This window comes from Streptomyces sp. NPDC001480 (genome assembly GCF_042894725.1).
Taxonomy (GTDB): Bacteria; Actinomycetota; Actinomycetes; order Streptomycetales; family Streptomycetaceae; genus Streptomyces.
Genome location: NZ_JBIAVX010000025.1, coordinates 65,052 through 90,214, shown reverse-complemented (window position 1 = coordinate 90,214; position 25,163 = coordinate 65,052). Strand labels below are relative to the sequence as shown.

At 71.1% G+C, this 25,163-nt stretch carries 28 protein-coding genes; 11 read left to right on the top strand and 17 right to left on the bottom strand.

Going from position 1 to position 25,163, the window contains the following annotated elements; all coding sequences use genetic code 11:
- The first annotated feature begins 56 nt into the window (after positions 1-56).
- Entirely contained in the window at positions 57-854 is a 798-nt protein-coding gene (locus tag ACFY01_RS41100; RefSeq protein WP_390740903.1) for an AraC family transcriptional regulator, read from the top strand.
- Here ACFY01_RS41100 and ACFY01_RS41095 read toward each other — a convergent pair.
- On the bottom strand, positions 833-2,488 hold the full coding sequence (locus tag ACFY01_RS41095; RefSeq protein WP_390740902.1) for a glycosyl hydrolase family 28-related protein: 1,656 nt from the start codon (positions 2,486-2,488) through the stop codon (positions 833-835). The two genes, ACFY01_RS41100 and ACFY01_RS41095, sit on opposite strands and share 22 nt — an antisense overlap.
- Positions 2,489-2,697: 209 nt before the next feature.
- Here ACFY01_RS41095 and ACFY01_RS41090 point away from each other — a divergent pair, with 209 nt between their 5' ends.
- Positions 2,698-3,186 carry a hypothetical protein gene (locus tag ACFY01_RS41090; protein WP_390740901.1) on the top strand — a complete coding sequence of 163 codons (489 nt, stop codon included), beginning with the start codon at positions 2,698-2,700 and terminating at the stop codon, positions 3,184-3,186.
- 19 nt (positions 3,187-3,205) lie between these two features.
- On the opposite strand, the gene ACFY01_RS41085 is transcribed toward ACFY01_RS41090, so the two are convergent.
- Together ACFY01_RS41085 and mshA are read right to left on the bottom strand one after the other, a co-directional pair.
- On the bottom strand, positions 3,206-3,715 hold the full coding sequence (locus tag ACFY01_RS41085) for a YbjN domain-containing protein (protein WP_390740900.1): 510 nt from the start codon (positions 3,713-3,715) through the stop codon (positions 3,206-3,208).
- A complete protein-coding gene (gene mshA / locus ACFY01_RS41080) occupies positions 3,708-5,045 on the bottom strand; it encodes a D-inositol-3-phosphate glycosyltransferase (RefSeq protein WP_390740899.1) in 1,338 nt (445 codons plus the stop codon). The genes ACFY01_RS41085 and mshA overlap by 8 nt, the downstream gene beginning before the upstream one ends.
- A 345-nt stretch (positions 5,046-5,390) precedes the next feature.
- Between mshA and ACFY01_RS41075 the strand changes: the two genes are divergently transcribed.
- The 4 genes from ACFY01_RS41075 to ACFY01_RS41060 all read left to right on the top strand — a co-directional run bounded on the left by ACFY01_RS41075 (position 5,391) and on the right by ACFY01_RS41060 (position 9,869).
- On the top strand, positions 5,391-6,104 hold the full coding sequence (locus tag ACFY01_RS41075) for an LAETG motif-containing sortase-dependent surface protein (protein ID WP_390740898.1): 714 nt from the start codon (positions 5,391-5,393) through the stop codon (positions 6,102-6,104).
- Between the two features lie 24 nt (positions 6,105-6,128).
- On the top strand, positions 6,129-7,019 hold the full coding sequence (locus ACFY01_RS41070; RefSeq protein ID WP_390740897.1) for a class I SAM-dependent methyltransferase: 891 nt from the start codon (positions 6,129-6,131) through the stop codon (positions 7,017-7,019).
- A 155-nt stretch (positions 7,020-7,174) separates the two neighbouring features.
- Positions 7,175-8,263: an NlpC/P60 family protein gene (locus tag ACFY01_RS41065; RefSeq protein ID WP_390740896.1), complete on the top strand. Its 1,089-nt coding sequence runs from the start codon at positions 7,175-7,177 to the stop codon at positions 8,261-8,263.
- A 295-nt stretch (positions 8,264-8,558) separates the two neighbouring features.
- Positions 8,559-9,869, top strand: coding sequence for a PP2C family protein-serine/threonine phosphatase (locus ACFY01_RS41060; RefSeq protein ID WP_390740895.1), 1,311 nt, complete (start codon positions 8,559-8,561; stop codon positions 9,867-9,869).
- Between the two features lie 625 nt (positions 9,870-10,494).
- Here the strand turns inward: ACFY01_RS41060 and ACFY01_RS41055 are convergent.
- The 4 genes from ACFY01_RS41055 to ACFY01_RS41040 all read right to left on the bottom strand — a co-directional run bounded on the left by ACFY01_RS41055 (position 10,495) and on the right by ACFY01_RS41040 (position 13,273).
- Positions 10,495-10,839, bottom strand: coding sequence for a DUF2516 family protein (locus tag ACFY01_RS41055; protein ID WP_390740894.1), 345 nt, complete (start codon positions 10,837-10,839; stop codon positions 10,495-10,497).
- Positions 10,840-10,938: 99 nt separating this feature from the next.
- Positions 10,939-11,529 carry a hypothetical protein gene (locus tag ACFY01_RS41050; protein ID WP_390740893.1) on the bottom strand — a complete coding sequence of 197 codons (591 nt, stop codon included), beginning with the start codon at positions 11,527-11,529 and terminating at the stop codon, positions 10,939-10,941.
- A 77-nt stretch (positions 11,530-11,606) separates the two neighbouring features.
- Entirely contained in the window at positions 11,607-12,086 is a 480-nt protein-coding gene (locus ACFY01_RS41045) for a helix-turn-helix domain-containing protein (protein ID WP_390740892.1), read from the bottom strand.
- 62 nt (positions 12,087-12,148) lie between these two features.
- Positions 12,149-13,273, bottom strand: a complete 1,125-nt coding sequence (locus ACFY01_RS41040; protein ID WP_390740891.1) for an FAD-dependent oxidoreductase — start codon at positions 13,271-13,273, stop codon at positions 12,149-12,151.
- 53 nt (positions 13,274-13,326) lie between these two features.
- Here ACFY01_RS41040 and ACFY01_RS41035 point away from each other — a divergent pair, with 53 nt between their 5' ends.
- Entirely contained in the window at positions 13,327-14,019 is a 693-nt protein-coding gene (locus tag ACFY01_RS41035; RefSeq protein ID WP_390740890.1) for a TetR/AcrR family transcriptional regulator, read from the top strand.
- A gap of 14 nt (positions 14,020-14,033) precedes the next feature.
- Here the strand turns inward: ACFY01_RS41035 and ACFY01_RS41030 are convergent, their stop codons facing one another.
- On the bottom strand, positions 14,034-14,528 hold the full coding sequence (locus ACFY01_RS41030) for an HAD domain-containing protein (protein WP_390740889.1): 495 nt from the start codon (positions 14,526-14,528) through the stop codon (positions 14,034-14,036).
- Positions 14,529-14,539: 11 nt separating this feature from the next.
- Entirely contained in the window at positions 14,540-15,163 is a 624-nt protein-coding gene (locus ACFY01_RS41025) for an RraA family protein (RefSeq protein ID WP_390740888.1), read from the bottom strand.
- A gap of 155 nt (positions 15,164-15,318) precedes the next feature.
- Between ACFY01_RS41025 and ACFY01_RS41020 the strand changes: the two genes are divergently transcribed.
- The gene (locus ACFY01_RS41020; RefSeq protein WP_390740887.1) at positions 15,319-16,179 is read left to right on the top strand and encodes a nitroreductase/quinone reductase family protein; all 861 of its coding nucleotides are present in this window, start codon (positions 15,319-15,321) and stop codon (positions 16,177-16,179) included.
- A 59-nt stretch (positions 16,180-16,238) separates the two neighbouring features.
- Here the strand turns inward: ACFY01_RS41020 and ACFY01_RS41015 are convergent, their stop codons facing one another.
- The 6 genes from ACFY01_RS41015 to ACFY01_RS40990 all read right to left on the bottom strand — a co-directional run bounded on the left by ACFY01_RS41015 (position 16,239) and on the right by ACFY01_RS40990 (position 21,899).
- A complete protein-coding gene (locus ACFY01_RS41015; RefSeq protein ID WP_390740886.1) occupies positions 16,239-16,919 on the bottom strand; it encodes a phosphotransferase family protein in 681 nt (226 codons plus the stop codon).
- Between the two features lie 286 nt (positions 16,920-17,205).
- Positions 17,206-17,916: an HAD family hydrolase gene (locus ACFY01_RS41010; RefSeq protein ID WP_390740885.1), complete on the bottom strand. Its 711-nt coding sequence runs from the start codon at positions 17,914-17,916 to the stop codon at positions 17,206-17,208.
- Between the two features lie 40 nt (positions 17,917-17,956).
- Positions 17,957-19,099 carry a phosphotransferase family protein gene (locus ACFY01_RS41005; protein ID WP_390740884.1) on the bottom strand — a complete coding sequence of 381 codons (1,143 nt, stop codon included), beginning with the start codon at positions 19,097-19,099 and terminating at the stop codon, positions 17,957-17,959.
- 108 nt (positions 19,100-19,207) lie between these two features.
- Positions 19,208-20,062, bottom strand: coding sequence for a winged helix-turn-helix domain-containing protein (locus ACFY01_RS41000; RefSeq protein WP_390740883.1), 855 nt, complete (start codon positions 20,060-20,062; stop codon positions 19,208-19,210).
- A 224-nt stretch (positions 20,063-20,286) separates the two neighbouring features.
- Positions 20,287-21,021 carry an HAD family hydrolase gene (locus tag ACFY01_RS40995; protein ID WP_390740882.1) on the bottom strand — a complete coding sequence of 245 codons (735 nt, stop codon included), beginning with the start codon at positions 21,019-21,021 and terminating at the stop codon, positions 20,287-20,289.
- Positions 21,021-21,899, bottom strand: a complete 879-nt coding sequence (locus tag ACFY01_RS40990) for a GntR family transcriptional regulator (RefSeq protein WP_390740915.1) — start codon at positions 21,897-21,899, stop codon at positions 21,021-21,023. The genes ACFY01_RS40995 and ACFY01_RS40990 overlap by 1 nt, the downstream gene beginning before the upstream one ends.
- A 213-nt stretch (positions 21,900-22,112) precedes the next feature.
- Between ACFY01_RS40990 and ACFY01_RS40985 the strand changes: the two genes are divergently transcribed.
- Complete coding sequence (locus tag ACFY01_RS40985; protein WP_390740881.1) at positions 22,113-22,295, top strand: hypothetical protein; 183 nt, start codon at positions 22,113-22,115, stop codon at positions 22,293-22,295.
- A gap of 186 nt (positions 22,296-22,481) precedes the next feature.
- Complete coding sequence (locus ACFY01_RS40980; protein WP_390740880.1) at positions 22,482-22,670, top strand: hypothetical protein; 189 nt, start codon at positions 22,482-22,484, stop codon at positions 22,668-22,670.
- A gap of 5 nt (positions 22,671-22,675) precedes the next feature.
- Here the strand turns inward: ACFY01_RS40980 and ACFY01_RS40975 are convergent, their stop codons facing one another.
- Positions 22,676-23,590 (bottom strand): winged helix-turn-helix domain-containing protein, encoded by a 915-nt coding sequence (locus ACFY01_RS40975; RefSeq protein WP_390740879.1) that lies wholly within the window; start codon positions 23,588-23,590, stop codon positions 22,676-22,678.
- 376 nt (positions 23,591-23,966) lie between these two features.
- Entirely contained in the window at positions 23,967-24,578 is a 612-nt protein-coding gene (locus ACFY01_RS40970) for an aerial mycelium formation protein (RefSeq protein ID WP_390740878.1), read from the bottom strand.
- A 156-nt stretch (positions 24,579-24,734) separates the two neighbouring features.
- Here ACFY01_RS40970 and dtd point away from each other — a divergent pair, with 156 nt between their 5' ends.
- On the top strand, positions 24,735-25,160 hold the full coding sequence (gene dtd / locus ACFY01_RS40965) for a D-aminoacyl-tRNA deacylase (protein WP_390740877.1): 426 nt from the start codon (positions 24,735-24,737) through the stop codon (positions 25,158-25,160).
- The last annotated feature ends 3 nt before the right edge of the window (positions 25,161-25,163 follow it).

The window sequence follows — 25,163 nt, the reverse complement described above, 5'->3', positions numbered from 1 at the left end:
TGCTCATGGGATGAGACTGCCGACCGCCGTACGGCTGCGTCTTGTACGTTCTTTACATGGCCGCCCGGCAGGAAGTCAGCGCGTGGCGTCCCCGCGTCCCGGGCGTCACCGAGGTGTTCCACGCCCGCTTCACCGAGTACGCGTACCCGATGCACGTCCACGACGCCTGGACACTGCTCATCGTGGACGACGGGGCCGTGCGGTACGACCTGGAGCGGCACGAGCACGGCACCCCGCACGACACGGTCACACTGCTCCCGCCGCACGTGCCGCACAACGGCTCCCCGGCCACTCCGGACGGTTTCCGCAAGCGGGTCGTGTACCTGGACAGCAGCCGGCTGGGCGAGGAGCTGATCGGGGCCGCCGTGGCCGGGCCCGATCTCCGGGATCCGGTGCTGCGGGTGCGCGTCGGGCAGTTGCACTCCGCTCTCGCCCGGCCCGGCGACGAGCTGGAGGCGGAGAGCAGGCTGACCCTCGTCGGGGAGCGGCTGCACGAGCATCTGCGGCGTACCGGCGAGGTGCCGCGCGCGCTGCGGGATCCGGGACTCGCCCGTGAGCTGCGGGAGTTGCTCGACGCCCGGGTCGTCGAGGGGGTGTCGCTGGAGGAGGCGGCGGGGCTGCTGCACGCCCATCCCGCGCATCTGGTCCGGGCGTTCAGCGGGGCGTACGGCATCGCGCCGCACCAGTACCTGATGTCCCGCCGGGTCGAGCGGTCCCGTCGGCTGCTGCTGGACGGGCTGCCGCCGGGCGAGGTGGCCGCGGTGACCGGGTTCTACGACCAGGCGCATCTGACCCGGCACTTCAGGAGACTGGTGGGCGTGACGCCGGGGCGCTACCGGCCGAGGTCGCGCTGAGCCTCGTACAGGTTGCGGGGGCGGACCGTGTTCGTCGAGGGGTAGAGCTCCAGGCGGGAGTGCAGGTCACCGGTGAAGTCGGGCACGTCGATCTGGTCGAACTCGGTGCACTGGTCGACGCCGACGGTGGCGCTGTAGGGGGCCAGGCCGTCGATCTTGACGAGGCCGGCGCGGTGGTTGGTGTCCCTGATGTTCCAGTGGGTGAAGCGGGCGCCGAACAAGGGCCCGGCGTTGGCGTCGCCGCCGTGGCGGCCGTTGTTGTTCACGGTGATGTCGGTGCGGACGTTGGCGAAGGGCAGACCGCGGTGGCTGTCGAAGGTGCCCATCCGCATGTCGCCGCGCGACCAGACGTTGTACGAGGACAGGCCCTCGACGTTGATGCCGTGGAGTTGGGTGTCGGTGGGCGCGGGGACGGTGCGCTCCTCGAGCGTGAAGTCCTCGACGAGGTTGTCGTGCGAACCCTCGCGGCAGAAGTAGGGGTGGTGTTCGCCCCGGCCGCCGACCCGGGTGCGGCGCAGGGTGCAGGAGGAGGCGGCGACCAGTCCGAAGCCGTTGTCGACGTCGCGGACGGTGACGTCGTCGGCCCAGCAGTCGTACGCGCACTGGAGGACGACCCCGTTGTAGCCCTTGTCGAGGAGGTGCGGGGACTGCGGGGTCTTGGTCACCTCCAGGGTGAGGCCCTCGACGCCCGCGCCCGTCAGTTCCTTCACGTGCGTGGTGAACTGCGGGTTCCACTCGGGTCGCAGGTCCAGCGGGAGCGGGCGTTCCAGGGTGACCCGGCGGCCGCGGACGTGCGCGATGCGGACGGGCCACTCGTAGGGGACGTAGGACAGCAGTTTCGTCTTGTCCTCCCAGTGGTAGGCCGCCGGGCCGGGGCCGCCGCCCGACATGTGCTGGAGCAGGGTGTGGGCGGTGTCGTCGGCGACGCGGAGCAGGACCAGGCGGCCGGGGCGCAGCCGTGCGGGGTCGGTGACGGTGACCGTCCAGTCGCCCTGCCGGGCGGGTTCGACGGCCGTGAGGGTCGTCCACTCGTCCCGTCTGTTGCCGGTCCAGCCCTCGAAGGGCCATGCCTGTGCCTTGATGGCGGCGACCAGGGAGTCCCAGCGTGCCGTGGGGGCGAGCCAGATGAGGCCGCCCGCCCATGACCAGGCCGACTTGGTGCCGCCGTAGCGGGAGCCGTAGGCGCCGATCAGTTCGGTGAGGCTCTTGGTGGCGTACAGCGTGGTGCGGGAGCTGCCGGCGCCGCGCAGTACGACGTCGTCGTGGCCGATGCGGATCAGGCCGTCGATGCGGAAGGTGCCGGGCGGGATGGTGACCGTGCCACCGCCGGCCCGTCCGGCGGCGGCGATGGCACGGTTGATCGCGGGGGCGCAGTCGGTGGTGCCGTCCGGTACGGCACCGAAGTCGGTGACGTCGGCCACGACGGGGTGGCGGGGGAAGCGGGTGGTACCGCGTCGGCAGCCGGCCCTGCCGACGTAGGGGATCTGCGGGTGGGTGAAGGGGGTGCGGGTGAACTCCCGCCAGAGGCTGGGGACTTCGCTCGTCGCGGCGGTCGCCGTGCCGGTCGTCGCGGTGAGGGCCACGGCGGTGGCACCGGCGAGGAGTGTTCGTCTGCTGACGTGCCTGTGGTTCATGTTCAGCCACCCCTTTGGATTCATGGATGTGAACGATGTTCAGGATTGCGTCTGCAGTGAGCATGCCATCACAGCCTCACGCGGGGGAAGGGGCCCCACGGGGATCGACCGGGCGGAAGTCCTCCGTCCGCTGATCACCGCGGGTTAGCGTCCCCTCCATGGATGACACACAGAGAGCACAGGAACCACAGACTCCTCCCGATCCATCCATGAAGGCCCGCGCACTGCCGGTCCGGCGTCTCGCGACCGCCGTCGCGGGTGCCGCGGCCCTGGTCGCCCTCAGCGTCGGCGTGGCCATGGCCGCGACCTCGGGCCACGACTCCGGCGCCCGGCACGGTGTCACGAGCACCGTCCCGCCGGACTCGGACTCCGGGGGCACGTCCGTCGGCACGTCGGACGGCGGTACGGACGGCAGTTCCGACGGCGGTACGGACGGCGGAGGCACGGTGGGCGGCACCGGCGGCGCCGATCCGAGCCCGACATCCACCTCTCCCGACGACCCGGTCCCGAGCCCCTCCGACGACCCGGGCGAGCCCACGCCCCCGAGCGACCTGGACCAGCTGAACCGGCGCATCACCGAACTCGACAAGAAGGTCGACCAGTTGCCGACCAAGAAGGAACTGGCGGACGCCCTGCGGGCGTTCGCCGACGAACTCGACAAGAGCGGCGGCGCACAGCCCGAGCCGGACCCCTCCTAGCGACCCGCCGGGCCCGGGGTCAGTCCGCCGAGCGCCGCGTCAGGTGCGCGAACGCGTCGAGGTTTCGCGTCGACTCGCCCCGGGACACCCGCCACGCGTATTCCTTGCGGATCGCGGAGGCGAAGCCGAGTTCGAGGAGTGTGTTGAAGCTGCCGTCGGCTGCTTCCAGGACCTGGCCGAGCAGCCGGTCGATCTCGTCGGCGGTGACGGTGGCGAGGGGCAGGCGAGCGGTGACGTAGACGTCGCCGAGCCGGTCGACGGCGTAACCGACGCCGTACAGCTTGAGGTTGCGCTCCAGGAGCCAGCGGTGGACGGCGGCCTCGTTCTCGTCGGGGTGCCGGATGACGAAGGCGTTCACGGAGAGGGAGTGGCGGCCGACGATGAGGGAGACGGTCGTCGACAGCTTGCGGGTGCCGGGGAGCTTCGCGACGTAGTTGCCTGGCTCGGGGCTCTCCCATTCCAGCTCGGCGTCCTTGAGGACGTCCTCGACGACCTGCGCCGCCCGCTTCTGTTCCGCGACCTCACCCATGGTGGGAGCGTACGCGACGGCGGTGCGACTGGGCCGCGGCCGTGTACACGTCGGCGGTGGCGGCGGCCGAGGCGTCCCAGCCGAAACATCGCGCGTGCTGTGCGGCGGCCGCCCCCATGCGGGACGTGAGCTCCGGGTCGTCGGCGAAACGGCCGAGCACGCGCGCGTAGTCGGCCGGTTCGTGACCCCGTACGAGGAATCCGGTCTCCCCGTCCCGCACGGCCACCGGAAGACCGCCGACCGCCGCGGCCAGCACGGGCGTGCCGGTCGCCTGGGCCTCTATGGCGACCAGGCCGAAGGACTCGCTGTAGGACGGCATGACCAGCACGGACGCGGCCCGGAACCAGTCGGCGAGCTGCTCCTGACCGACGGGCGGGCGGAACCGTACGACGTCGGCGATGCCGAGCCGCGCGGCGAGCTTCTGAAGGCCCTCGGGCTTGGCGAGGCCGCTGCCGCTGGGGCCGCCGACTATGGGTACGACGACACGGGAGCGCAGTTCGGGGCGCTCGTCGAGGAGGGCGGCGACGGCCCGCAGGAGGACGTCGGGGGCCTTGAGGGGCTGGATGCGTCCCGCGAAGACGGGTATCACGGCGTCCAGTGGGAGGCCCAGGCGGGCGCGGGCGGCGGCCCGGCCGTCGGCGGGGCGGAAGCGGTCGAGGTTCACGCCGGGGTGGACGACGGCGACCTTGGCGGGGTCGGCCGCGTAGTGCCGGACGAGTTCGTCGGCCTCCTCGGCCGTGTTGGCGATCAGCCGGTCGGCGGCGGCCACGATCTGGGTCTCGCCGATGACGCGGGCGGCCGGTTCGGGGGTGTCGCCGTCGGCCAGGCTGGCGTTCTTGACCTTGGCCATGGTGTGCATGGCGTGCACCAGGGGGACGCCCCAGCGCTGGGCGGCGAGCCAGCCGACGTGTCCGGAGAGCCAGTAGTGGGAGTGCACGAGGTCGTAGTGGCCGGGGCGGTGGCCGGCCCAGGCCTGCATCACCCCGTGGGTGAAGGCGCACAGCTGGGCCGGGAGGTCCTCCTTGGCGAGGCCCTCGTAGGGGCCGGCGTCGACGTGCCGGACGAGGACGCCCGGGGCCAGTTCGACGCTGGGCGGGAGGCCTCCGGCGGTCGCCCGCGTGAATATCTCGACCTCTATGTTGATCGCGGCGAGGCGCTGGGCCAGCTCCACGATGTAGACGTTCATTCCGCCGGCGTCGCCGGTGCCGGGCTGGTGGAGCGGTGAGGTGTGCACGGAGAGCATGGCGACGCGGCGGGGCCTGCGGTGCAGCCTGAGCCGCGAGGGGGCCGCCGGAGAGCGACGCCCGAGCCTGCTGACGTACTGGCTCACGTGGCGTTCCTCCTTGCTGCGGGCATGCCGGTCGGAAGGCCGCACTCGCCCTCCGAAGGAATGCAACAGCGCAAGGGTGCCCCGCCATTTCCCGATCAAGCGCCTTTACTCAATCATGACCATTCCTCGCTCAACCGTTCGATGGCCTGCCGCGTGGCCGCCCGGTTCGCGAAGCGGCTCGTCCGAGGCCCCTGGCGACATGCCCATGACCGTCACTTGACCAGCCGGAAAGCGGCCGCCGACCACCCCTTCAACCGCTTTTGACCTGCGGCGATACAACCTTTGACAGCGGAGTCACAGGGCTTGTACACGTGACGGGCCTGCTCATCGACCGTAAGGAAAAGCGTGTCCCTCTCCCGTCACGCCACCAGGGCGGCCCGCGTCATGGGCACCTCGGCCGCCGCGGCCGCGCTCTCCGTCGCCGCCGCCCACACGGCGCTCGCCTGCACCATCGGCGACTTCTCCGCGGAACCCGTCTGCGACGGCAAGGACAAGGGCGTCATCCGCGTCACCGACAAGGACGCGTCCGGCACCCCGGCCACCATCACCCTCTACGTGCAGCTGAGCATGCCCGGAGGGGAGCGATCGGTCGACACCAGGACCATCGACCACCCGACCGCGCAGGGCGTGAGCGTCGACCTCACCCCCCTGGACTGGTACCCCGGGGAAACCTTCCGGGTCCACGTCAAGGCGGGCGACCAGGTCGACGAGGACATCAAGCCGATGGTGGTCGTGCCGGACACGACGTGCGAGGCCTCCGCCTCGGCCTCCGCTCCTGCCCCCGCTTCCACCCCCGCCCAGCCCTCGGCGTCGTCGAACCCCTCCTCCGGCTCCCCCGCGACCCCGACCCCGCTCACGATCCCCTCGGAGAGCAGCAGCGCCTCCCCCACCCCGGCGGCGAGCAGCGCCCCCTCGCCCGCGGGCGGCGGCACCCACCTCGCCGAGACCGGAGCGGGCAACGGCACCACGGTGATCGCGGGCGGCGCGGCCGCACTGGTCGTGGCCGGCGGCGGCATCGTCCTCGCCCTGCGCCGCAGGGCGGCACACCGCTCGCACTGAATCCGCCCGCATACCCTCATACGTATGACAACCCGAGCGGCATCCCTCCCCCACCCTCGGCGTCGTTCGAGCGCGGGGACCCCCATCGTGGGCACGGTGACGCGCGGGACGACCAACCCCAACCGGCTGCGCCGCATGGACCGCTGGATCGCGGCCACGCACGGCGCGGCGCTGCGCCGGGCCGCCGACCCGGTCGCGGTCGACCTCGGGTACGGGGCGGCTCCCTGGACGGCGGTCGAACTCCTCGGCCGCCTCCGCACGGCCGCGCCCCGCGCGCGCGTCGTCGGCGTCGAGATCGAGCCCGCCCGGGTCGCGGCCGCCAGGCCCTACGAACGGGACGGACTCGCCTTCAGGCACGGCGGGTTCGAGATCCCCGTCTCCGGGCGGCCGCAGCTCATCCGGGCCGCCAACGTCCTCAGGCAGTACGACGAGGACGAGGTGGCCGCCGTCTGGGAGCGGCTGTGCGCACGGCTCGCCCCCGCGGACGGGCATGCGCGGGGCGGGCTGCTGGTGGAGGGCACCTGCGACGAGATCGGGCGGCGGCACGTGTGGGTCGCGCTCGGCCCGGAGGGGCCGCGGACGGTCACCTTCGCGGCCCGGCTGGGCTCGCTGGAGCGCCCGTCGGACCTGGCCGAGCGGCTGCCGAAGGCGCTCATCCACCGCAATGTGCCGGGCGAGCCGGTGCACGCCTTCCTGCGCGACTTCGACCGGGCCTGGGCCGCCGCCGCGCCCTACGCCTCCTACGGTGCCCGCCAGCGCTGGATCCGCGCGGTGCGGGACCTGGCGGCCGACTGGCCGGTGAAGGACTCGCCGGCGCGGTGGCGGCAGGGGGAAGTGACCGTGGCCTGGGGGGCGTTGGCGCCGCGGGGGCTGAGTCGCACCGTGCCCGCTCCCCCGATGGAACGATCTCGGTGAGTCGTTCGTCACAGTGACGGGGAGATCGCCATGTCGGGGAGGGAACGGGGGCAGGCACCCCACCGGGCACAACCTCTGTCGTTTTGCGCCAGGCCGTGGCACGATCCCCAGACGTCCGTAAGTTACTGACGGTAAATCAGTTTGGGGGCAGGGGTATGGGACCGGGCAAGCGCTGTCTGCTCACGGCCGCCGTGACCGTGGCCTGCGCGGTCACCGTGCTGGCGGCGCCGGGCACGGCGTTCGCGAGCCCCACACCCACACCGACGGCGTCGCCCAGCGCGTCCCCGACCGTCCCGCCGCTTCCGCCCGACAAGGACCTCGAGAAGGTCCGTGAGAAGCTCGACGACCTCTACCACGACGCGGCCGTCGCCACCGACGAGTACAACGCCGCCGAGGAGAAGGCCGACAAGCAGTCCGCCCAGATCGTCGAGCTGGCGAAGAAGATCGTCGAGGGCCAGAAGAGGCTGGACCGGCTGAAGGACCGCGCGGGAGCCGCCGCCCGCGCCCAGTACCGCACCGGAGGGCTGCCCGACGAGGCCCAGCTGATGCTCAGCGACGACCCGGAGCAGTTCCTCGACGGGGCCGGGCGGGTCCTCCAGGGCCAGCGGGCCACCAAGGGCCTGATCGCGGAACTGACCCGCACCCAGGCCGACTTGAAGCAGTACGCGAAGGACGCCGCCGCCCAGTGGGACAAGCTGGAGGCGAACCGCAGGGCCAAGGCCGCCGCCAAGAAGAAGATCAAGAAGCAGATCGCGGCCGCCGAGGAGCTCGAGGGCCGGCTGGAGAAGAAGGAGAAGGAGAAGCTCGCCAGACTGGAGCAGCAGGCCGCCCTCAAGGCGCAGACCGCCTGGCTGGACACCGGCATCCTCAAGGAGGTCAAGGGCGAGGCGTCCGAGCAGGACAAGAAGGCGGTCGAGTTCGCGACCAACCAGATAGGAAAGCCCTACGTGTGGGGCGCGGAGGGCCCGGACTCGTACGACTGCTCCGGCCTGACCTCGCAGGCCTGGGCGAACGCCGGCCGCCCCATCCCGCGCACCTCGCAGGAGCAGTGGAAGCAGCTCAAGCACGTCGACGTGAAGGACATGCGCCCCGGCGACCTGATCATCTACTTCGACGACGCCAGCCACGTGGCGATGTACGTGGGAGACGGCGCCATCATCCACGCCCCGCGCCCGGGCCGGACGGTGACGCTCGCCGGAGCGGGGACGATGCCGATACTCGGGGTGGTACGGCCCGACGCGTGAGCCGCATGCCCGGAAAACACGGAATGCCCCAAGGCTGGCGTGATGTACGCCATGTGACTCAATGCACCCCCAGTAGCCGCCCAAACCCCGGGGCGACGTGACCTTAGTCATTCCCGCTCCACTCCCGGCCTGTCCAACTGCGGTACAAAAAACGGCATATGACTCCGGCCGACTGCCAAGCGGCCCAGCTCACACCATTCCGTTGCGGCGGCGAGTACCGCTATGGTCCCCAGTCGGGTGGGTCGAGGTCCCTCGCCCCGCCACGCCCTCGGGGGGAGGGAAGGAACCCAGGACGATGCCCGCACCCATACCGCGGCAGAGAGCGATCCCGGCCGCGGAGAGTGGTCAGGCGCAGACCGCCGTGCCCACCGCCGGCGGTCCCCTCAAGGAAGAGGCCAACCGCGACACGGCCGCCGCACACACCACCGCAGCCGCCACCACTCTCACGCTGCTGCTGATCGAGGACGACCCCGGCGGCTCGCCGATCGTGCCCGAACTGCTGGACCCGTCCGGCAAGCCGATGCGTGTGCGCACCGCCCGCAACCTCACCGAGGCCGGGCGGCTGCTCACCGACGACGTCCACTGCATCCTGCTGGACCTCGCGCTGCCCGCCCCGGGCGGCACCGGCGCCGACGACGAGCTCGCCGTGCTCAGGCACGTCCTCGAGCTCGCGCCCCGGCACGCCGTGCTCGCGCTCACCGCCTCCGGTGACGCCGAGCGCGGCGCCGAAGCCGTGCGCGTGGGCGCCCAGGACTACCTCTTCCGGGACGAACTGGACGGCCGGCTGCTCAGCCGCGCCATCCGCTACGCGGTCGAGCGCAAGCGCTCCGACACGGCCGAGCGGCGCCTGGCCGAGGGCCGGGTGCGGGCCCAGGAGAACCGCCGCCTGGAGCGGGGCCTGCTGCCCACCCCCCTGCTGGAGGGCTCCTCGCTGCGCTTCGCCGCCCGCTACCGGCCCGGCCGCTCGCGCGCCCTGCTCGGCGGCGACTTCTACGACTGCGTGCGCACGCCCGACGGCACCGTGCACGCCATGATCGGTGACGTCTGCGGCCACGGCCCCGACGAGGCCGCTCTCGGCGTGGAACTGCGCATCGCCTGGCGGGCGCTGACGCTGGCCGGGCTGTGCGGGGACGAGCTGCTGAACACGCTTCAGCAGGTGCTGGAGCACGAGCGCGCGGACGACGAGATCTTCGCGACGCTGTGCACGGTGGACATCTCCCCGGACGGCCGCAGCGCGGGACTGTGCCTGGCCGGCCACCCCTCCCCGCTGATCGCCCGCCCCGGCCGGCCCGCGGAGCTCCTCCCCTACGACAACAACGGCCCCGCCCTCGGTCTGCTCCCCGGCGCCCGCTGGCCACGGATGCAGGTGGAGCTGGGCGCCGAGTGGAGCCTGATGCTCTACACCGACGGCCTGATCGAGGGCCGCGTCGGCGAGGGCGGCGACCGCCTCGGCCAGGACGGCATGGTGGCGATGGTCCGCCGCCAGCTCGACCGCGGCCTGACCGGCGAGGACCTGCTGCGCACCGCGGTCAGCGAGGTCCGCGACCTCAACGGCGGGGAACTGACGGACGACGTGGCGGTGGTCCTGCTGGACCGCGTGCCGTAGCGCTGCCGCTGGGCCTGCTTGTTACGGGCTCGGCGACGGTCCCGCCGGACGGGGCGCCGCGCCCCGAGGGGGGAAGCGCAGGGCCCGGCCGCCGCCGGCCCGAACGGCGCCTGCCGGGCGCCCCGGCAGCGGTTCCGCAGGGACCGCATACCGCAGACCCGCCGTCGGCAGCCACCGCAGCACGGCCTGCCGACGACCGGCCACCGCCGACCCGAACGGCGCCTGCCGGACGACCCGGCAATGATCCCGCCGGAACCAGATACGGCAAACCCGGCCGGAGGCTCAACGGCCGCAGCCGCGCAGGCCGTCGGCGACCGGCCGCCGCCGGCCCAGGCGCCTGCCGGACGGCCCGGCCATGGCCCCGCCGGGACCGGGTGTCGCAAACCTGACGGGAAGCGCAGCAGCCGCCGCACGGCCTGCCGACGACCGGCCGCCGCCGGCCCGAACTGTCGGCCGCTGCGCTTCCCGGCGGGTCTGCGGTATCTGGTCCCGGCGGGGCCAATGTCAGGCGCCCCGCAGGCGTCGCCTGCCGACGACCACCGGCCACCGCCGACCCGAACGGCGCCTTCCGGGCGACCTGGCAGCCGTCTCGCCCGGATCAGATGCCGCGAACCCGGCCGGAGGCTCAGCGGCCGCCGTTGTACGGGCCGTACGGGCCGTCGCTGCTGCTGCCGCGGCGGCGGCCCCAGCCGCTGCCGCCGGAGACCTGCCGCAGCGCGGGGCGCACGTCGACGATGTAGACGATGCTCCCGACCAGGCCGGCGATCGGCAGGATGGACAGGAGCGAGAACAGGTAGCTCACCACGAGCGCGATGCTCAGGATGATCAGCCAGAACACCTTGTTCTGCTTGTCGGCCGCGCGGAACGCGTCCTCGCGCCGGAGTGCGGCGTCGACGAGCCCGAACGCGGCGAGGGCCATCAGGACGATCTTCAGCAGTCCCAAGAAACCCGCGAAGCCCAACATCAGCATGCTGCCCACCGCCCGTTGTCTGCCATCCCTACGCGGCCACCGTACCCGTAGTACGGGCCGGACACCCCAGGGGTGCCCGGCCCGTACACGCGCCGTCGGTCACTTGGCGGGCGGCGTGGTCTTCTTCGCGGTGGCGGTCTTGCGGGCCGGCGCCTTCTTCGCCGCGGGCTTCTTCTCCGCGGCGGGCTCGGAGTCGGTCTCGACCGGCTTGGCGGGCTTCGCGGTGGTCGGCTCGCCCTTCGGCTCGACCGCGATGGCGAGCTCCTCGATCTCCTCGGCGGCCTCGCCGCGCCAGCCGCGCACGGTCTGCTCGCCGTGCTCGGCGACCTTCTCGTAGGTCTCGCGGGCCTTCACCGCGTACTCGGCGGCGACGCCGACACCGCGCAGGGCGAGGTCCTGGGCCGACTCGCCGAGCTTCTTCAGGTCGCCGTCGATGGTGCCGAAGAACTCGGTGACCCTGGTCTGGAGGTTCTCCTGCGCCTCCTTGGCCCGTGCGGCGGCCTTCTCCTGCACGGCCTTGGGGTCGGTGTTGCGCACGGCGTCGATCCGGGCCGGGGCCTCGGCGCGCAGCTGCTCGACCAGGGCGGGCACCTTCTTGGCCTGCTGGAGGGCCAGGTCGGCGGTACCGGCGGCGAAGTAGAGCGGGGTCGGGTCGCTGAGGGTCTTGCGCAGGTCGTCGGTGATGGCCATGGTGATGGTCCTCCCGGATTCACGTTCGGCTGAGGGTTGTTGGGTCCGCGGCGGGCCGGCCAGTGCCCTGGTCCGGTTCAACTGGCCGTCTGCCGCGGATCTGGGCCGGCATCGGCGTCGTCGCCGTCGGCCGTGCGGGTGCCGCGCACGGCGCCGGCGACGCTCGCTGTGTCCTCGTCCGTGTTCTCCTCGCCCGCGGTGTCGAACCCGAATCCGTTCTCTTTCCGAAAGGACTCGTAGATCTGTAGAAGCACCTGCTTCTGCCGCTCGTTCAGCGTGGGGTCGGCGATGATGACGGCACGCGTCTCCACCTCGTCCCGGTCCCGCTCGGCGTCGAGGATCCCGGCCCGCACGTACAGCGTCTCGGCGGAGATCCGCAGCGCCTTGGCGACCTGCTGCAACACCTCCGCGCTCGGCTTGCGCAGGCCGCGCTCGATCTGGCTCAGATACGGATTGGACACCCCGGCGGCGTCGGCGAGCTGCCTGAGCGAGAGCTGGGCGTTTCGCCGCTGCTCGCGCAGGTACTCACCGAGATTGCCGACGTTGAGCGATGCCATGACTCCACCTTGCCCCATTCGCGCTAACTATTGCAAGCACCTGCTTGCAATAGTGTGTCGTGTCACGTGGCGGACGGCTGGACCCGGTCGAAGAGGGCGAGGGCTTCGGCGGGGTCCTGGCTCACGAGGCGTTCCAGACCGGCCGTCGTGATCTCCGCCCACCTGCCGGCCCGTGCCCACATCCGTTCCTCGAAGGCGCGGACGGCCTCGTCCAGATCCTCAGGGCCGGCGGCGATGGACTCGGCGAGTTCGGCACCCTCCAGCATCGCGAGGTTCGCGCCCGCCCCCAGCGGGGGCATCAGGTGGGCGGCGTCGCCCAGGAGCGTCACGCCGGGGACGTGGGTCCAGGTGTGGGCCACGGGCAGGACGTGGAGGGGGCGGTGGACGAACGCGGTGCCGTGGTGGAGGAGGTCGAGGACGGGGGCGGCCCAGCCGTCGAACAGTGCCAGCAGGCTCGCTCGCACGGCCTCGGCGTCGGCCAGGTCCAGGTTCGCGTGCCAGTCCAGCGGCGCGCGGAACTGGGCGTACACCTTGACGTGGCCGCCGCTGTTGCGTTGGGCGACGAGCTTCCGGCTCACGCCGTACACGGCCACGGAACCGTCGCCGACCAGCCGGGCGAGGTCGGGGTGGCGGGTGTCGACGTCGTCCAGGGAGGTCTCGACCGAGGTGACGCCGGTGTAGTGCGGCGTCACCGGCGAGACCGCCGGGCGGGTCCGGGACCAGGCGCCGTCCGCGCCGACCACGAGGTCGAACGTCTCCTGCCGGCCGTCCGCGAAATGGACCCGTACGCCGTCCCGGGCCCCCGGCACCACCCGCGTCACGCCCCGCCCCCACTGGACGTCGAGAGGGCCGAGCAGCAGGTCACGGAGTTGCCCGCGGTCGATCTCGGGATTGGCCCGCTCGTCCGGACCGGGGCGCCAGTCGCGCAGGACGGTCCCGTCCGTGTCCAGGATGCGCATGGCCTGTCCCTCGGGTCGGGACAGCGCCTGGAAATCCGCGAGCAGTCCCGCCTTGTCCAGTGCGAGCTGGCCCAGCCCTTCGTGCAGGTCCAGCGTGCCGCCCGGGGGGCGGGCGTCGGGGGAGGGATCGCGTTCGAGGACGGTGACGGGACAGCCATGGCGGTGCAGGACGCGGGCGAAGGTAAGGCCGCCGGGGCCGCTCCCGACCACTGCGATGCGATGTCTCATGTCGATACACTGTATTGACTGCTGACGATGTATCGCAACCGTACGATGTGACCATGACTGTCTGGGACCGGCCGGAGCCGCCGGCTCGCCCCGTGCCGCTCGACCGGGAGCGGATCGTCGCCGCCGCCGTCGCGCTGGCCGACGAGGGCGGGCTGGAGGCGGTGTCGTTGCGCAAGGTCGCCGCCCGGCTGAACGCCGGCCCGATGCGGCTGTACGGGTACTTCTCCACCAAGGAGGAGCTCTTCGACCTCATGGTGGACGAGGTCCAGGCCGAGATCCTCCCCGAGGAGCAGCCCGGTGACTGGCGGGAGGCGCTGCGCGTACTCGCCCACCGCACCAGGCAGGCCGCTCTCCGTCACGAATGGCTGGCCGACCTGCTCGGCGGCCGCCCGACCCTGGGCCCGAACGGCCTCGCCGTGACCGAGGCCACGCTGTCCGCCCTCGACGGTCACGCCGACATCGACACCGTCATGCGCGCCGTGCAGACCGTCAGCGCCTACTTCACCGGCGCGATCAGGCGCGAGATCGCCAACCTGCGGGCCGAGCGCGCCACGGGCCTGTCCAAGCGCGAATGGCAGCGCGCCCACGGCCCGCATGTGGCAAGGATGTTGGCCACGGGCCGCTTCCCGGCGCTGGCCAAGGCGGTGCACGACGGCACGGACGTGGACGCCGAGACATCCTTCACGACCGGCCTGGACTGGGTCCTCGACGCCGTCGCCGCCAAACTCACCCGGCCGCCGGCGTGACGTGATCACGCGCACTACGGCCGTGCGCGGGTACCCCGCAGCCACTCCCGGAGCACGCTGAAGTCGGCATCCGTGAGCCCTCGGTGAGGCTCGACGCGGTGGAGGAGCGCCCGCCCGGGGTGGTGGGCGGCGACCCAGGCGCGGTCGGTCCGGGTGAGTTCGTCGTCGAGCCAGATGAAGGAGCGGCCGGCCGCCCAGGTGACCAGCGGCCGGGTCTTCCAGTGGAGGGGGCCCGGGGGATCGTCGTCGTCGGGCCAGTCCACGAGGGGCAGCCGGGGCAGGCCGAGCCAGGGCGCCACGAAGGCGTTCGCGTCGTCCAGCCAGGTGGTGGCCCACACCAGGTCGCAGCCCAGCGCCGCGAGCCGGGGGCCGAGGGCCGGGTCGATCCGGGTCAGCAGCGGGTTGTCGGCGGCGGCCGCCGCGGGCACGGAGGGCGACTCGTACACGGGGTACGGGCCGTCCGCGCCGAACGGCAGCAGCGTCCCGTCGACGTCGAGGAAGAGCAGCACGCCGGACAGGATCAGCCCTCGTAACCCTCCGCGGCGAGGATTTCGTCGATGCGGGCCCGGTGTGCCGCCTCCCATGCGTCGAGGCTCCCGGCGGCCTCCTTCGCCAGCCGGGCCCGGGCCGCCGCCAGCACCTCGGCCCGGCGGGCGGACGGCACGACCACGATCCCGTCCTCGTCGGCGACGACCACGTCCCCGGCGGCGACCTCGGCCCCGCCGCACCGCACCGGCCGGTTCAGCGGCCGTACGACGGACTTCGCGCCCGGTATCGGGACGACGCCCCGTGCGAACACCGGGAAGCCCATCTCCCGGATCTCGGCGAGGTCACGGACCACCCCGTCGGCGACGAACCCCGCGATGCCGCGCCGCCGGGCCACCGCGCACACGTTGCCGCCGGCCAGCGCGTACTCCAGATCGCCCGACTCCACGACGACGACCGAGCCGGGCCGCGCACGGTGGATCGCGGCGTGCAGCATGAGGTTGTCGCCGGGCGGGCAGCTGACGGTGTACGCCGGCCCGGCCAGGCGCGGGACCGGGTCCCACAGGGACCGGATGCCGAGATCCATGACCTGCGCACGGCCCAGGAGGTCGGCGAGGGTGGTTGACGGGATGCCCTGGAAGTCGGTGGCGTCAGTCATGGGGGGACGATAACCTCCCGATCATGACTGCCGGGTCGGCCTTGTGCCGTGAGCGAGTCGGGTGCCCGGCCTCTGAGTGAGGCCGCGGCGGGCCAGGAGCCCGCCTGTTCCTCTGCGTCCATGACCATCGACAGCAGAGGAAGAAAGCAGAGAGAGTGCCCAACGACTTCAGTCCACACGACTTCAACCAACACGTCATCGACGAGTTCCGCGCCAACCACGGCCGCGTCGGCGGCCCCTTCGAGGGCGGCCGCCTGCTGCTGCTCACCACCACCGGCGCCCGCACCGGCAACCCGCACACCACACCCGTCGGCTACCTCCCCGACGACGGCGACCGCGTCCTGGTGATCGCCTCGGCCGGCGGTTCGCCCCGGCACCCCGACTGGTACCGCAACCTCCTCGCGCGACCGCGGGTGACCGTGGAGAGCGGCGTGTTCACGTACGAGGCGCGCGCCGTCGTCCTGGCGGGCGACGAACGCGACCGGGCCTTCGCACGGGCGGTGGAGGCCGACCCGGGCTGGGCGGAGTACCAGCGCAAGGCGGGCCGGGTGATCCCGGTCGTCGCCCTGGAGCGGATCGCCACGTCCGGACCGGGACACATCGAGGCCCGCTCGCCGGGCGAGGCGATCAGGCTGGTGCACGACGCCTTCCGGCGCGAACTCGCCCTGATCCGGAGGGAGATGGCGAGCGGCGGCAGCTCCCTCGGCGCGCAGCTGCGGGTCAACTGCCTCGTGTTCTGCCAGGGCCTGCACAACCACCACACCGGCGAGGACACCATGATGTTCCCGTTCCTCGCCGAGCGGCACCCCGAGTTCGCCCCGGTCCGGGAGCGGCTTCGTCTGGAGCACGAACGGATCGCCGTGCTCGTCGGCGAGCTGCGCCGGGCGGTCGCCGCCGAGGACCCGGCCGAGGCGCGTGCCGAGGTCGTACGGCTGACCGAGGAGCTGGAGGCCCACCTCGACTACGAGGAGGAGCAGTTGGTCCCGCTCCTCGATGCCGCCGGCGCCGACCGCTAGCCGCCACGCGGGCCCCGAGTCCGTCGGGGCCCGCCGTCTCGATCCCGGGTGAGGCCTGCCTACGCGGGGACGTACCCAGGGCTCCTTCCGTGGTCGTGCTGCCAGCGCACGAGTGCCGTGGCGATCTGCCGGGAGCCCGGGACCGACTCCAGCCCCAGCCACAGGGCGGCTTCGGTCAGCACGCGGCGCAGTTTCAGTGCCGCCTTGGCGAACAACCACCAGTGCCGTTCCGGGCAGGCACCCAGCGACTGGGCCACCCGGACGACGTCGGTGATGAGGGACTGGGCCCGCTTGTAGCCGAGGAGCAGAGGCAGGTCGTGCCGCCAGCCGTTCGCGCTGCCGGGGCGGACGCGTTCCACGGTGTCGGCCCACTGCCGGGCAACGGCCCGTGCCTGCCCGTCCGGGTAGCGCATCAGGTGCAGATGGGTGGCGACGTCGTAGAGCGGGTCGCCGATCACGGCCAGCTCCCAGTCGATCGTCCACAGGCGCCGGTCGTCGTCGACGATGAGGTTCTCGCGGTGCAGATCGGCGTGGAGCAGGCTGAAAGGACGTTCCTTCAGACCCGAGACATGCTTGCGGAGGTGTTCGGATATGCAACAGCGGTCCGCCGAAAGGCTTTCGGGCGGCACTTCCACCATCTGGCGGAACATACCGATGATCTGCCCGAGGATGTCGGGAGGCACCGCGCAGCCCGCCCCGAGCAGCTCTCCGAGCGTCTTTCCCTCGATGAACCGCTGCAAGGTCGTGCCGTCGATTTCGATGACGTCCGGGATCCTGGATATGCGGCCCGAGAGCGCGCGGAGCAGTTGCTCCTCGGACGTGAAGCATCTTCGGTCGAACCAGAGAAGTCCTGGTCGCGGGTCCCGGAGCTTGTACCTGGCCCCGCCCTGGAGAGGGAAGACATATGTTTCGTGGTGATATCCCCGAAGCGGCCCTTTCACGTGTCTCGCGTCGCCGCTCAGCTCGATCGCCCTCAGACGAGCCTGTGAATTCCCCACAGCGGGCCCCTCTCGGTCACCCCGACGTTCATTCCCTCTGGAGCACCGCACGGTAGGAGTCCACGACAATCGAGGCACCTGCCGCCCGAAGTCCCCGTATCTTGCGCTCGTTCCGGCCGTAGCCGACGAACGATACTCCCGCTCGCCGTGCCGCCTGGAAGTCCGAGCCGCTGTCCCCGATCATCACCGCGTCCGTGGGCCCGAGACCGAGCCCGTCGAGTGCGCGGAAGATTACATCAGGATCGGGCTTCATGAGGGCGGGATTCGTCGTGCGCCCCTCAATCATTTCGAACCGGTCGAGCAAGCCGGCACGGGAAAGGTAACGACGCGCCGCTTCGGCGGAATTGTTGGTGACGATCGCCAGGCGGTGGCCCCGGTCCGTCAGCCGGCGTACGAGGGTGTCGGCGAGCTCGGTGGGCCACGCCGTCTCCGCGGCGGTCACCTCTCCCGCGGTGAGGTGCTCCTCCAGCAGCGCCGGCAGCTCCCGTACGGCCCGCTCCCGCCGGGCCCGGTGCACGGCCCGCAGCACCACATGCGGATCGGGGCTTTCGCGTTCCTCGTCGGTGAGGACGTCTCCCGCGCCGTACTTGGCGACCAGGCCGCGCAGTTCGTCCGCCAGCGGCGCCGACGCGCCCTTGGGAAACAGCCGGCAGACCGGCCCGTCGAAGTCGAACAGCACACCACGCGACTCCTCGATCAGCCGCCGCGCCGCCTTGCCCGCCGCACGGTCGTCAGCCATGCCGTCCCCTCTCGTCCCAGCCGCTCCTGCCGCTCTCGTCTCAGCCGCTCCTGCCGCCGGCCCGCAGCAGTCGCCGTTCCGCGTCGTCCGCGTCCCACTCGCGCAGAGCGTCGACGACCGTCTGCTCGTCCCCGACCTCGTCGAGGAGCCCGAGCGGCTCACGCGCCCGCTGGAGAGCCCGTCGGATGCGTTCGGCCGCGACACCGAGGTCCCGCTCACCGGGGTGGTCCGGCAGCAGCAGCGCGGCCCTCATCACGTCCGGGAACACCGACTGGGCGTACTCGAAGCCGAGGTAGACGGGCAGGTCGGTCTCCATGCCCGCGGTCGCCGCCGCATGACCCGAACGGCGCATGGCGTCCACCCACATACGGACCATCAGCTCCTGCTCCGCCTTGTCGTAGCCCATCCGCACCAGATGAGTCGCCACGTCATGCAACGGATCGCCGAACAGGCAGAGTTCCCAGTCGATCACCGACAGACGCTCACGACGCTCGTCCTCCGGTGCGGGCACCACCACCACGTTGGCGCGGTGGACATCCGTGTGCAGCAGTACGAAGGGACGCGGGGTCAGCACCGGCACCGAGCGCATGAAGCGGTCGATCGCGTCCTCGGGGATGCCGATCGCCTCGAAGAGCGCCCCGAAGCGGGGCTGATTGGCGTGGTGCACCCTGTCCCTCGCGAACCGCGCGATCCACTCCAGGAAACCCCGGCTGTCGGCCTGCCGCGGCCAGTCCGGCGGGAGCGGCGGCAGCTCGTTCTCCGTGACGTCGGCGAGGTCCGCGAAGAACTCGGCGAGCGCCATGATCCGTGCGCTGCCGATCGGGCCCTCCGGCACGGCGTCGGCCAGGGCCTGTCCGTCGACGTACTCGTGCAGTGACCATTCTCCGAAGTCGGCCAGGCAGCGGGGGACGCCACTGACGTGGGGTTCCAGCGCACGCAGCACCTGGGCCTCACTGGACCAGATCCGGGGCACCACCTCGATCGTGGGGAAGGGCGTGCGGAACTTGGCGAGATGCCGCCCGGACGGCTTCCGGAGGAGGAAGGCCAGCGGTTGCCGCAGTGCTGCGATGCGGTTGATGTTGTGATGGCCGGAAACCACCTCCCCGTCGGGGCTGCGGCGCCGCGCCTCCGCGAAGAAGCGCACGAGGGACAGGTGCGCTCTGCGGGGCAGAGGGTGCGACATGCGCGCAGACAATAGCGTGTGGGAGGGCCCTTCTCACGTCATGCCACTATGCGGACGCCGCGACGGCACCGCGGGCCGCCGATGCTTCGTGCGTGCTTCAGGCGCGCTTCAGGCGACAGTCTCAGCCTCGCTCAGACGTTCCCAGTACGACTCGAAACTGGCTCGCATGGTCGCGAAGATCCGGCCGTCGTGCCCGTCGGCTCCATCGGGCCCGCCCGCGCCGGCCTCGGTCGCTTCCGCGCGGTAGTGGGAGAGCACCGAGCCGAGACCGAGCACGTCCAGTGCCGGGACGGCGGTGCCGTCCTCCAGGGTGATCGTGCGCTCGAAGACCTCGTACAAGCCGAACAACAGGTCCTCTTCGTTGATCACGTACAGCTTGTACTGCGGGGTCATCTCCACGCGGCGGATCTCCGCCTGGGCGTCCACCCCCCTGGCCCGCAACTGCTCCATCAGGCCGTTGATCTCGATGGCGTACCTGCGCGCCATGGCCCGCCAGCGCTGCCAGATCCGGTCGTCCGCCTCGTCCTTGGCGGCGGGGTAGGCCAGTTTCACCTTCTCGGAGGGCAGCAGCATGCGCAGCCTGACCCGCTCCGGCTCGACCTCCCCGCTGACCACTCGCTCGGCCTGGACCTTCAGGTGGTTCCACAGCGTTTCGGAGGTCAGCGCGAAGGTGTCCAGTGTGACGACGGGCTGCTCGAAGGCATGGTGGATCAGTGGCCCCAGCGATGTGGTCACCCGCCGTTTGGGACGGGTGCCCGCCGGTTCCGCCTGCGGCACCTTCAGCACGCGCATGCCACTGCCCTGCCGGGACTCGACCCATCCCTCGTCCGACAGCTTGCGCAGCACCCGCTGGATGGTGTCCCGGCTCACCCCGAAGTCCGCGGCCAGATGAAGCTGCGTCGGCAGTCGCTGGCCGACGCGGTAGGTCCCGTTGGCCAGCTGCTCCCGGAGCACGGACTCCACCAGAGTGGAAGCCCTCTCTCCGCTCTCTCCACGTCCTGAGGTAGCCACGGACCGAACCTATCGCCCTTGCGCGCCGAGCGCACTACATTCTGTCGGTCAATCACTCTTATTGGACCGAGGGTTGACGCCGACCGCTGGAATCATGCCGGTCTCCGCTCGGCCGCATTAGCCCGATTGGCGGGAAAGTGGCGCGCCGAAGGGGGGAACCGCCGACTGCCTCCCGGTCAACTGTCCCGAAGAACCCGCAGCAACGGCTCGAGCGACGCCACCACCACCTCGGCCCCGGCGTCCCGCAACCGCTTGAGGCTCTCCTCACTGGTCGCGTAGCCGATGAAGGGCACCCCTATGAGCGCGGCGGCGGCGAAGTCGGTGGGGGCGTCGCCGATCATCACGGCGGCGCCGGCCTCCGCCCCCATCGCGGTCAGTGCGCGGTTCAGGCAGTACGGGTCGGGCTTGAGCCGGCTGAGGTCCTGGGTCCGGCCGTATATGTGCGGGGCGAAGCAGGACAGCAGATCGCGTCCCTCCAGGTACCTGCGCACGACCCGGGGAGAGTTGTTGCTGGTGATGGCCAGTCGTGAGCCGACCGCGGTCCAGGTGCGGATCAGCACGTCCGCGTATGCGGTGGGCATCGCCGTGGACGTGGCGAACAGCTCCTGTCTGGTGAGCCGTTCCTCCAGTTCGCCGATCAGGTCGCTGCCGGGGTGCAGGCGGCCGACGGCCCGCAGGAGTTCGTGCGGGTCGTCCGACTCCTGCGCGGCTGCCGTCAGCAGCGCTCGCAGGCCCCGCTCCCCCAGCCACCGGCTCAGATCACCGGCCACCTGCCGTGCCGAATGGCGGGCGAAGAGACCACAGATCGGCCCGTCGAAGTCCCAGAGCACGACCCTCGCGTCGGCGACCAGCTTCCGCAGCGTCGCGCTTCGTTCCGTGTCCCAGTGGGTCCGTGCCGTATCAGAAGTCACTAGGAGAGTGTCAGGTCCGTGGTGATGGTTTCCCAGAGGGCGTCGAACCACTTCTGCGATTCCTGCACGAACGCCGCGTCCCGTTCCCCGGCGCTCTTCTTGAAGTGGAAGAGCAGGGACGTGGAGCCGAGGGCGTCGTACATGTCGAGCGTCTCGCTCCCCCACTCCTCCTCGCGCCGGGTCAGCGTGTAGTACCCGATCAGTGCCTCCTCGCCGTTGAGCAGGTACATCTTGATGGGCGGGGTGAAGGGAAGCGCACGGAAGGCCACCCGCACGTCGATACCGTGGGTCGACCGCAGGGACCGCAGGTTGTGCTGGAGGACCTGCCCCTGGGCGTTGCGCATCCCGAGCCAGCGCCGGTGGACGGGGTCGTCCTCGCCGCGCCCCTCGACGGGCACCGGGAAGGCGAGCGTGATGTTCCGGGACGGTACGAGGATCCGGACGTCGATCGTGTCGGGGCGGAACCGGCCTTCGTGGATCAGCCGAAGCGGTTCGCCGAGGGCCACCATGAAGGTCTCGGCCGTGTGGCAGACGACGTCGATACGGGCGTGGGGGGCCGCGAGCGTCTCCGTCAGCCTCGGCGACAGCCCGACCATCGTCGGCTGGGGCTCGCCCCGGGGCGCGCTCGGCTCCGCGATGCGCGGCGGACTGCCCTTGCTCATGTTGGTCAGCAGCCCGGCCTCGTGCAGGACCCGCAGCGCCTGGCGCACCGCCCCGCGCTCCACGCCGAACTCCTCGGCGAGCTCCGACTGTGTGGGCAGCCGGTCACCCGCCTTCAGCTCGCCGGCGCGGATCCGCTCCCGCAGGACGTCGGCGATCTCCTGCGGCGAGAACCTCTTGCCGCGGTCCACTGCCACGCTCTCCTTGGTCACGACCAGAACGCTACAACCTTGATCCATCTATCGGGAGTTGTTTCATGGTTGTTCATAAGTATCGACCAAGGTCCCGCAACATGGGCATAGTTGGGCGCCAACCTAATTTCAGTCAAATCATCAGTCAAACTTCCTGTGCCGGTTAACCGATCACGCGGTCAGGGCAATATCCCGATGTCCAAGCCAGTCCAATTGGACGACTGGTTGACAGGGGGAGTCATGATCACCACTCAACTGATGGCGGCAGTCCTCACCATGGGCTTCGACCAGATGATCCAGAACCGTTACGGAGGAGTCGGCATGCTCGCGCTCCTTCTCCTCGTAGCCGGGATCAAGGCCAACAACTCGACCTGCTCCTCCATCGGAGCCGTGCTGCTCGTGCTGCTGATGACCCAGGCCTGAGACTCGGATTTGACTGGTCCCGTGCGCACGTCGATGCGCACCTGGAGCGCGCATCCGCCCAAAGAGGGTTGTTCGCAGGTTGTTTATGGATGTTCGCCAAGTGGGGACAACTTAGGCAGAGTTGGTTGCCAACTTAGTCCAGTTGGCGGAAGTTTTGCTTCCCGGCAACCTGAAGGGGGAACCACTGTGCCAGCCCTCGCCCTCATCTCCGCGGTCTTCGTCGTCGGCTTCGAACAGATCGTGCAGTGGAAGTACGGTGCCACCGGCATCGTCGGTCTGCTGATGCTCAGCATCGGCCTCAAGGCGAAGAGTCCGGCCGTCAGCTCGGCCGGGGCCGTGCTGCTCGCCGTACTGCTCGCCGGCCCCACCCTCTGATCCGCTCACCCCGTGAGTACGAGATCCGAACTGATCGTCCCCCAAAGGGCGTTGAACCACAGGCGTGACTGCTCCACGAAGGTCCCGTCCCGCAGTCCGGCGGCCTGCTCGAAGGCGAACAGCATCGAGCGCGTGCCCTCGGCGTCGTACAGCTCCAGGTGCTCGTGCTCGATCTCCCGCTCGCGCCGCGCGAGGGTGTAGTACGCGAACAGCGCCTCCGTGCCGTTGAGCAGGTACAGCTTCACCGGCGGGGTGAACGGCAGCGCGCGGAAGGAGACGTGCACGTCGATGCCGTGCGTGGCGCGCAGTGCCAGCAGGTTGTGCTGGAGCACCTGGCCCTGGGCGTTGCGCTGGGCAAGCCAGCGCCGGTGCAGCAGGCCGGCGGCCGAGGCGTCCACCGGCGCCGGGAAGGCGAGGTCGATGTCCCGGCTGGGCAGCAGGACACGGACGTCGACCTTGGCCGGTTTCAAGCGCCCCGCGTGGATCTGGCGCAGTGGCTCGCCGATCGCCAGCGTGAGCGAGACCGCGGTCAGGCACAGCGCGTCGATCTCGACGTGCGGGGCCGCGAAGGAGGCGGCTATCCGCGAGGCCAGGGCCACCATGGTGGGCTCGGGCGGGGCGGGCGGACCGGCCGGGGCACCGCGGTGGCCCGGGTCGGGGGCCACGGTGGCGGGGCTGCCCTTGGTCACGTTGGTGAGCAGCTGCTCCGACTGGAGGATGCGCAGCGCCTGGCGCACCGCCCCGCGCTCCACGCCGAACTCGTCGGCGAGCTTGGCCTGCGTGGGCATGCGCTGGCCCGGCCTGAGCGCTCCGGACCTGATCCGGGCGCGCAGTTCGTCGGCCACCTCGGTGTGTGACTTCTGTGGCCGTGGTGCCCTCTTCCGCCCATTGGCGGAGGCGTGTTCCGGGTCCACCGTCACACAGTACAACTTCCCGCCATCTTGGGGCAGTTCAGTGAAAGGTGGTTATGAGCCGCTTCCAAGCGGAGATAAGTACTGTGGAGTTGGCAGCCAACTTGGAGAACATGGTCCCTCAACGTGGTTCCTCCTCCGGTTGGCCGGCCGCCGGGTTCCCTTCCGGAGGGGAGCCGGGAGCCCGGCCCGAGCACAGTCACAACCGAACAGCGACAACTCAACACGGACGCGCACAGCCACAACTGAACAAGTACCGCTACGGATCAGTCACCACGGTTTTCGGCAGGAGGGAGCCGCCTGAACGTACGCAGCAGGGCGTCGGCCATTCGGACGGCGCCCGCTCGGTTTTCCGGGCCCGTACCCAGCGGGCCCCGGGGGCACCTCACGTCAGGAGGTCGTCCACCTGGGCCTCGCCGTCGCGGTAGCGGCGCGCGATCTCCGCGCTGCAGTCGTCCGTCGTGCGCTGGAGGTGCTGGCGGCGGCTGGAGACCTGCTGTTCGTAACGGACGAGGCGGCCCATCGCGGTGCCCAGTTCGAGATCGGTGCGGGCCTCGAGGTCGGAGAGTTCGACCTCGGCGAGCATGTCGGCGGCCAGCCGCCGGTACTCCTCGTTGTGCGGGGTGCCGAGGGTGACGTGGCGGGCCGAGGAACGCTGGCGGGCCGGGGCGTCGGTGAGGATCTCCGGGAGGCGGGACACCACGGAGGCGACCACCGTCGCGTCCCTCGGGCCGTCCACGGCGACCGGCTTCTCGCCGCCCCGGCGGGCCAGTTCCGCGCGCAGGATGTCGATCCGGCCCTGCAACAGCCGCCGTACGTAACTGAGGTCCGCCTCGTCACGCTGTGCGTCCCGGCGCAGGGTGCGCAGTTCGGGCAGGCTCAGCCGGGTCAGTTCGTGCCCGGGCGGCTCCACGGGCAGCGCCGGGCTGTCGCTGCGCTGCGTGGGCGGCCGCTGGATCCCCTTGAGATCCAGCCGCTCCGTACTCGGTGTGCTCATGTGCCTCTACCGTCCCCTCAACCGCGTAGGGCAGCATCGTGCCACCCCAAGTGGCCGCTATGTGACCGAGTACCCCCGAACAGCCCCAGATGGGGGCTAAGGAACCATAATGGACCGCCTGTGCCCCGGTCCCCGCCACCCGGCATCATGGTCCGCATGCGAGCAGTGGTGCAGAGAGTGGACGGCGCGAGCGTCGTCGTGGACGGGCAGACCGTGGGCGAGATCGTCGGCGAGGGGCTGTGCGTCCTCGTCGGGGTCACGCACGAGGACACCAAGGAGAAGGCGGCCCAGCTCGCCCGCAAGCTGTGGTCGCTGCGGATGCTGCACGACGAGAAGTCGTGCAGCGACGTCGACGCCCCGCTGCTCGTGATCAGCCAGTTCACCCTCTACGGGGATGCCCGCAAGGGCCGCCGCCCCACCTGGAACGCCGCCGCGCCCGGCGATCTGGCCGAGCCGCTCGTCGACGAGGTGGTCGCCCGACTGCGCGCCCTGGGCGCGACGGTGGCGACGGGCCGGTTCGGCGCGCGGATGCGGGTCTCGCTGACGAACGACGGCCCGTTCACGGTCCTGCTGGAGATGTAGGAG

Coding starts and splice junctions, on each gene's coding strand:
- ACFY01_RS41100 (WP_390740903.1), top strand. CDS start 57: ATGGCCGCCCGGCAGGAAGTCAGCGCGTGGCGTCCCCGCGTCCCGGGC.
- ACFY01_RS41095 (WP_390740902.1), bottom strand. CDS start 2,488: ATGAACCACAGGCACGTCAGCAGACGAACACTCCTCGCCGGTGCCACC.
- ACFY01_RS41090 (WP_390740901.1), top strand. CDS start 2,698: ATGAAGGCCCGCGCACTGCCGGTCCGGCGTCTCGCGACCGCCGTCGCG.
- ACFY01_RS41085 (WP_390740900.1), bottom strand. CDS start 3,715: ATGGGTGAGGTCGCGGAACAGAAGCGGGCGGCGCAGGTCGTCGAGGAC.
- ACFY01_RS41070 (WP_390740897.1), top strand. CDS start 6,129: ATGACAACCCGAGCGGCATCCCTCCCCCACCCTCGGCGTCGTTCGAGC.
- ACFY01_RS41065 (WP_390740896.1), top strand. CDS start 7,175: ATGGGACCGGGCAAGCGCTGTCTGCTCACGGCCGCCGTGACCGTGGCC.
- ACFY01_RS41060 (WP_390740895.1), top strand. CDS start 8,559: ATGCCCGCACCCATACCGCGGCAGAGAGCGATCCCGGCCGCGGAGAGT.
- ACFY01_RS41055 (WP_390740894.1), bottom strand. CDS start 10,839: ATGCTGATGTTGGGCTTCGCGGGTTTCTTGGGACTGCTGAAGATCGTC.
- ACFY01_RS41050 (WP_390740893.1), bottom strand. CDS start 11,529: ATGGCCATCACCGACGACCTGCGCAAGACCCTCAGCGACCCGACCCCG.
- ACFY01_RS41045 (WP_390740892.1), bottom strand. CDS start 12,086: ATGGCATCGCTCAACGTCGGCAATCTCGGTGAGTACCTGCGCGAGCAG.
- ACFY01_RS41040 (WP_390740891.1), bottom strand. CDS start 13,273: ATGAGACATCGCATCGCAGTGGTCGGGAGCGGCCCCGGCGGCCTTACC.
- ACFY01_RS41035 (WP_390740890.1), top strand. CDS start 13,327: ATGACTGTCTGGGACCGGCCGGAGCCGCCGGCTCGCCCCGTGCCGCTC.
- ACFY01_RS41025 (WP_390740888.1), bottom strand. CDS start 15,163: ATGACTGACGCCACCGACTTCCAGGGCATCCCGTCAACCACCCTCGCC.
- ACFY01_RS41010 (WP_390740885.1), bottom strand. CDS start 17,916: ATGGCTGACGACCGTGCGGCGGGCAAGGCGGCGCGGCGGCTGATCGAG.
- ACFY01_RS41005 (WP_390740884.1), bottom strand. CDS start 19,099: ATGTCGCACCCTCTGCCCCGCAGAGCGCACCTGTCCCTCGTGCGCTTC.
- ACFY01_RS40985 (WP_390740881.1), top strand. CDS start 22,113: ATGATCACCACTCAACTGATGGCGGCAGTCCTCACCATGGGCTTCGAC.
- ACFY01_RS40970 (WP_390740878.1), bottom strand. CDS start 24,578: ATGAGCACACCGAGTACGGAGCGGCTGGATCTCAAGGGGATCCAGCGG.
- dtd (WP_390740877.1), top strand. CDS start 24,735: ATGCGAGCAGTGGTGCAGAGAGTGGACGGCGCGAGCGTCGTCGTGGAC.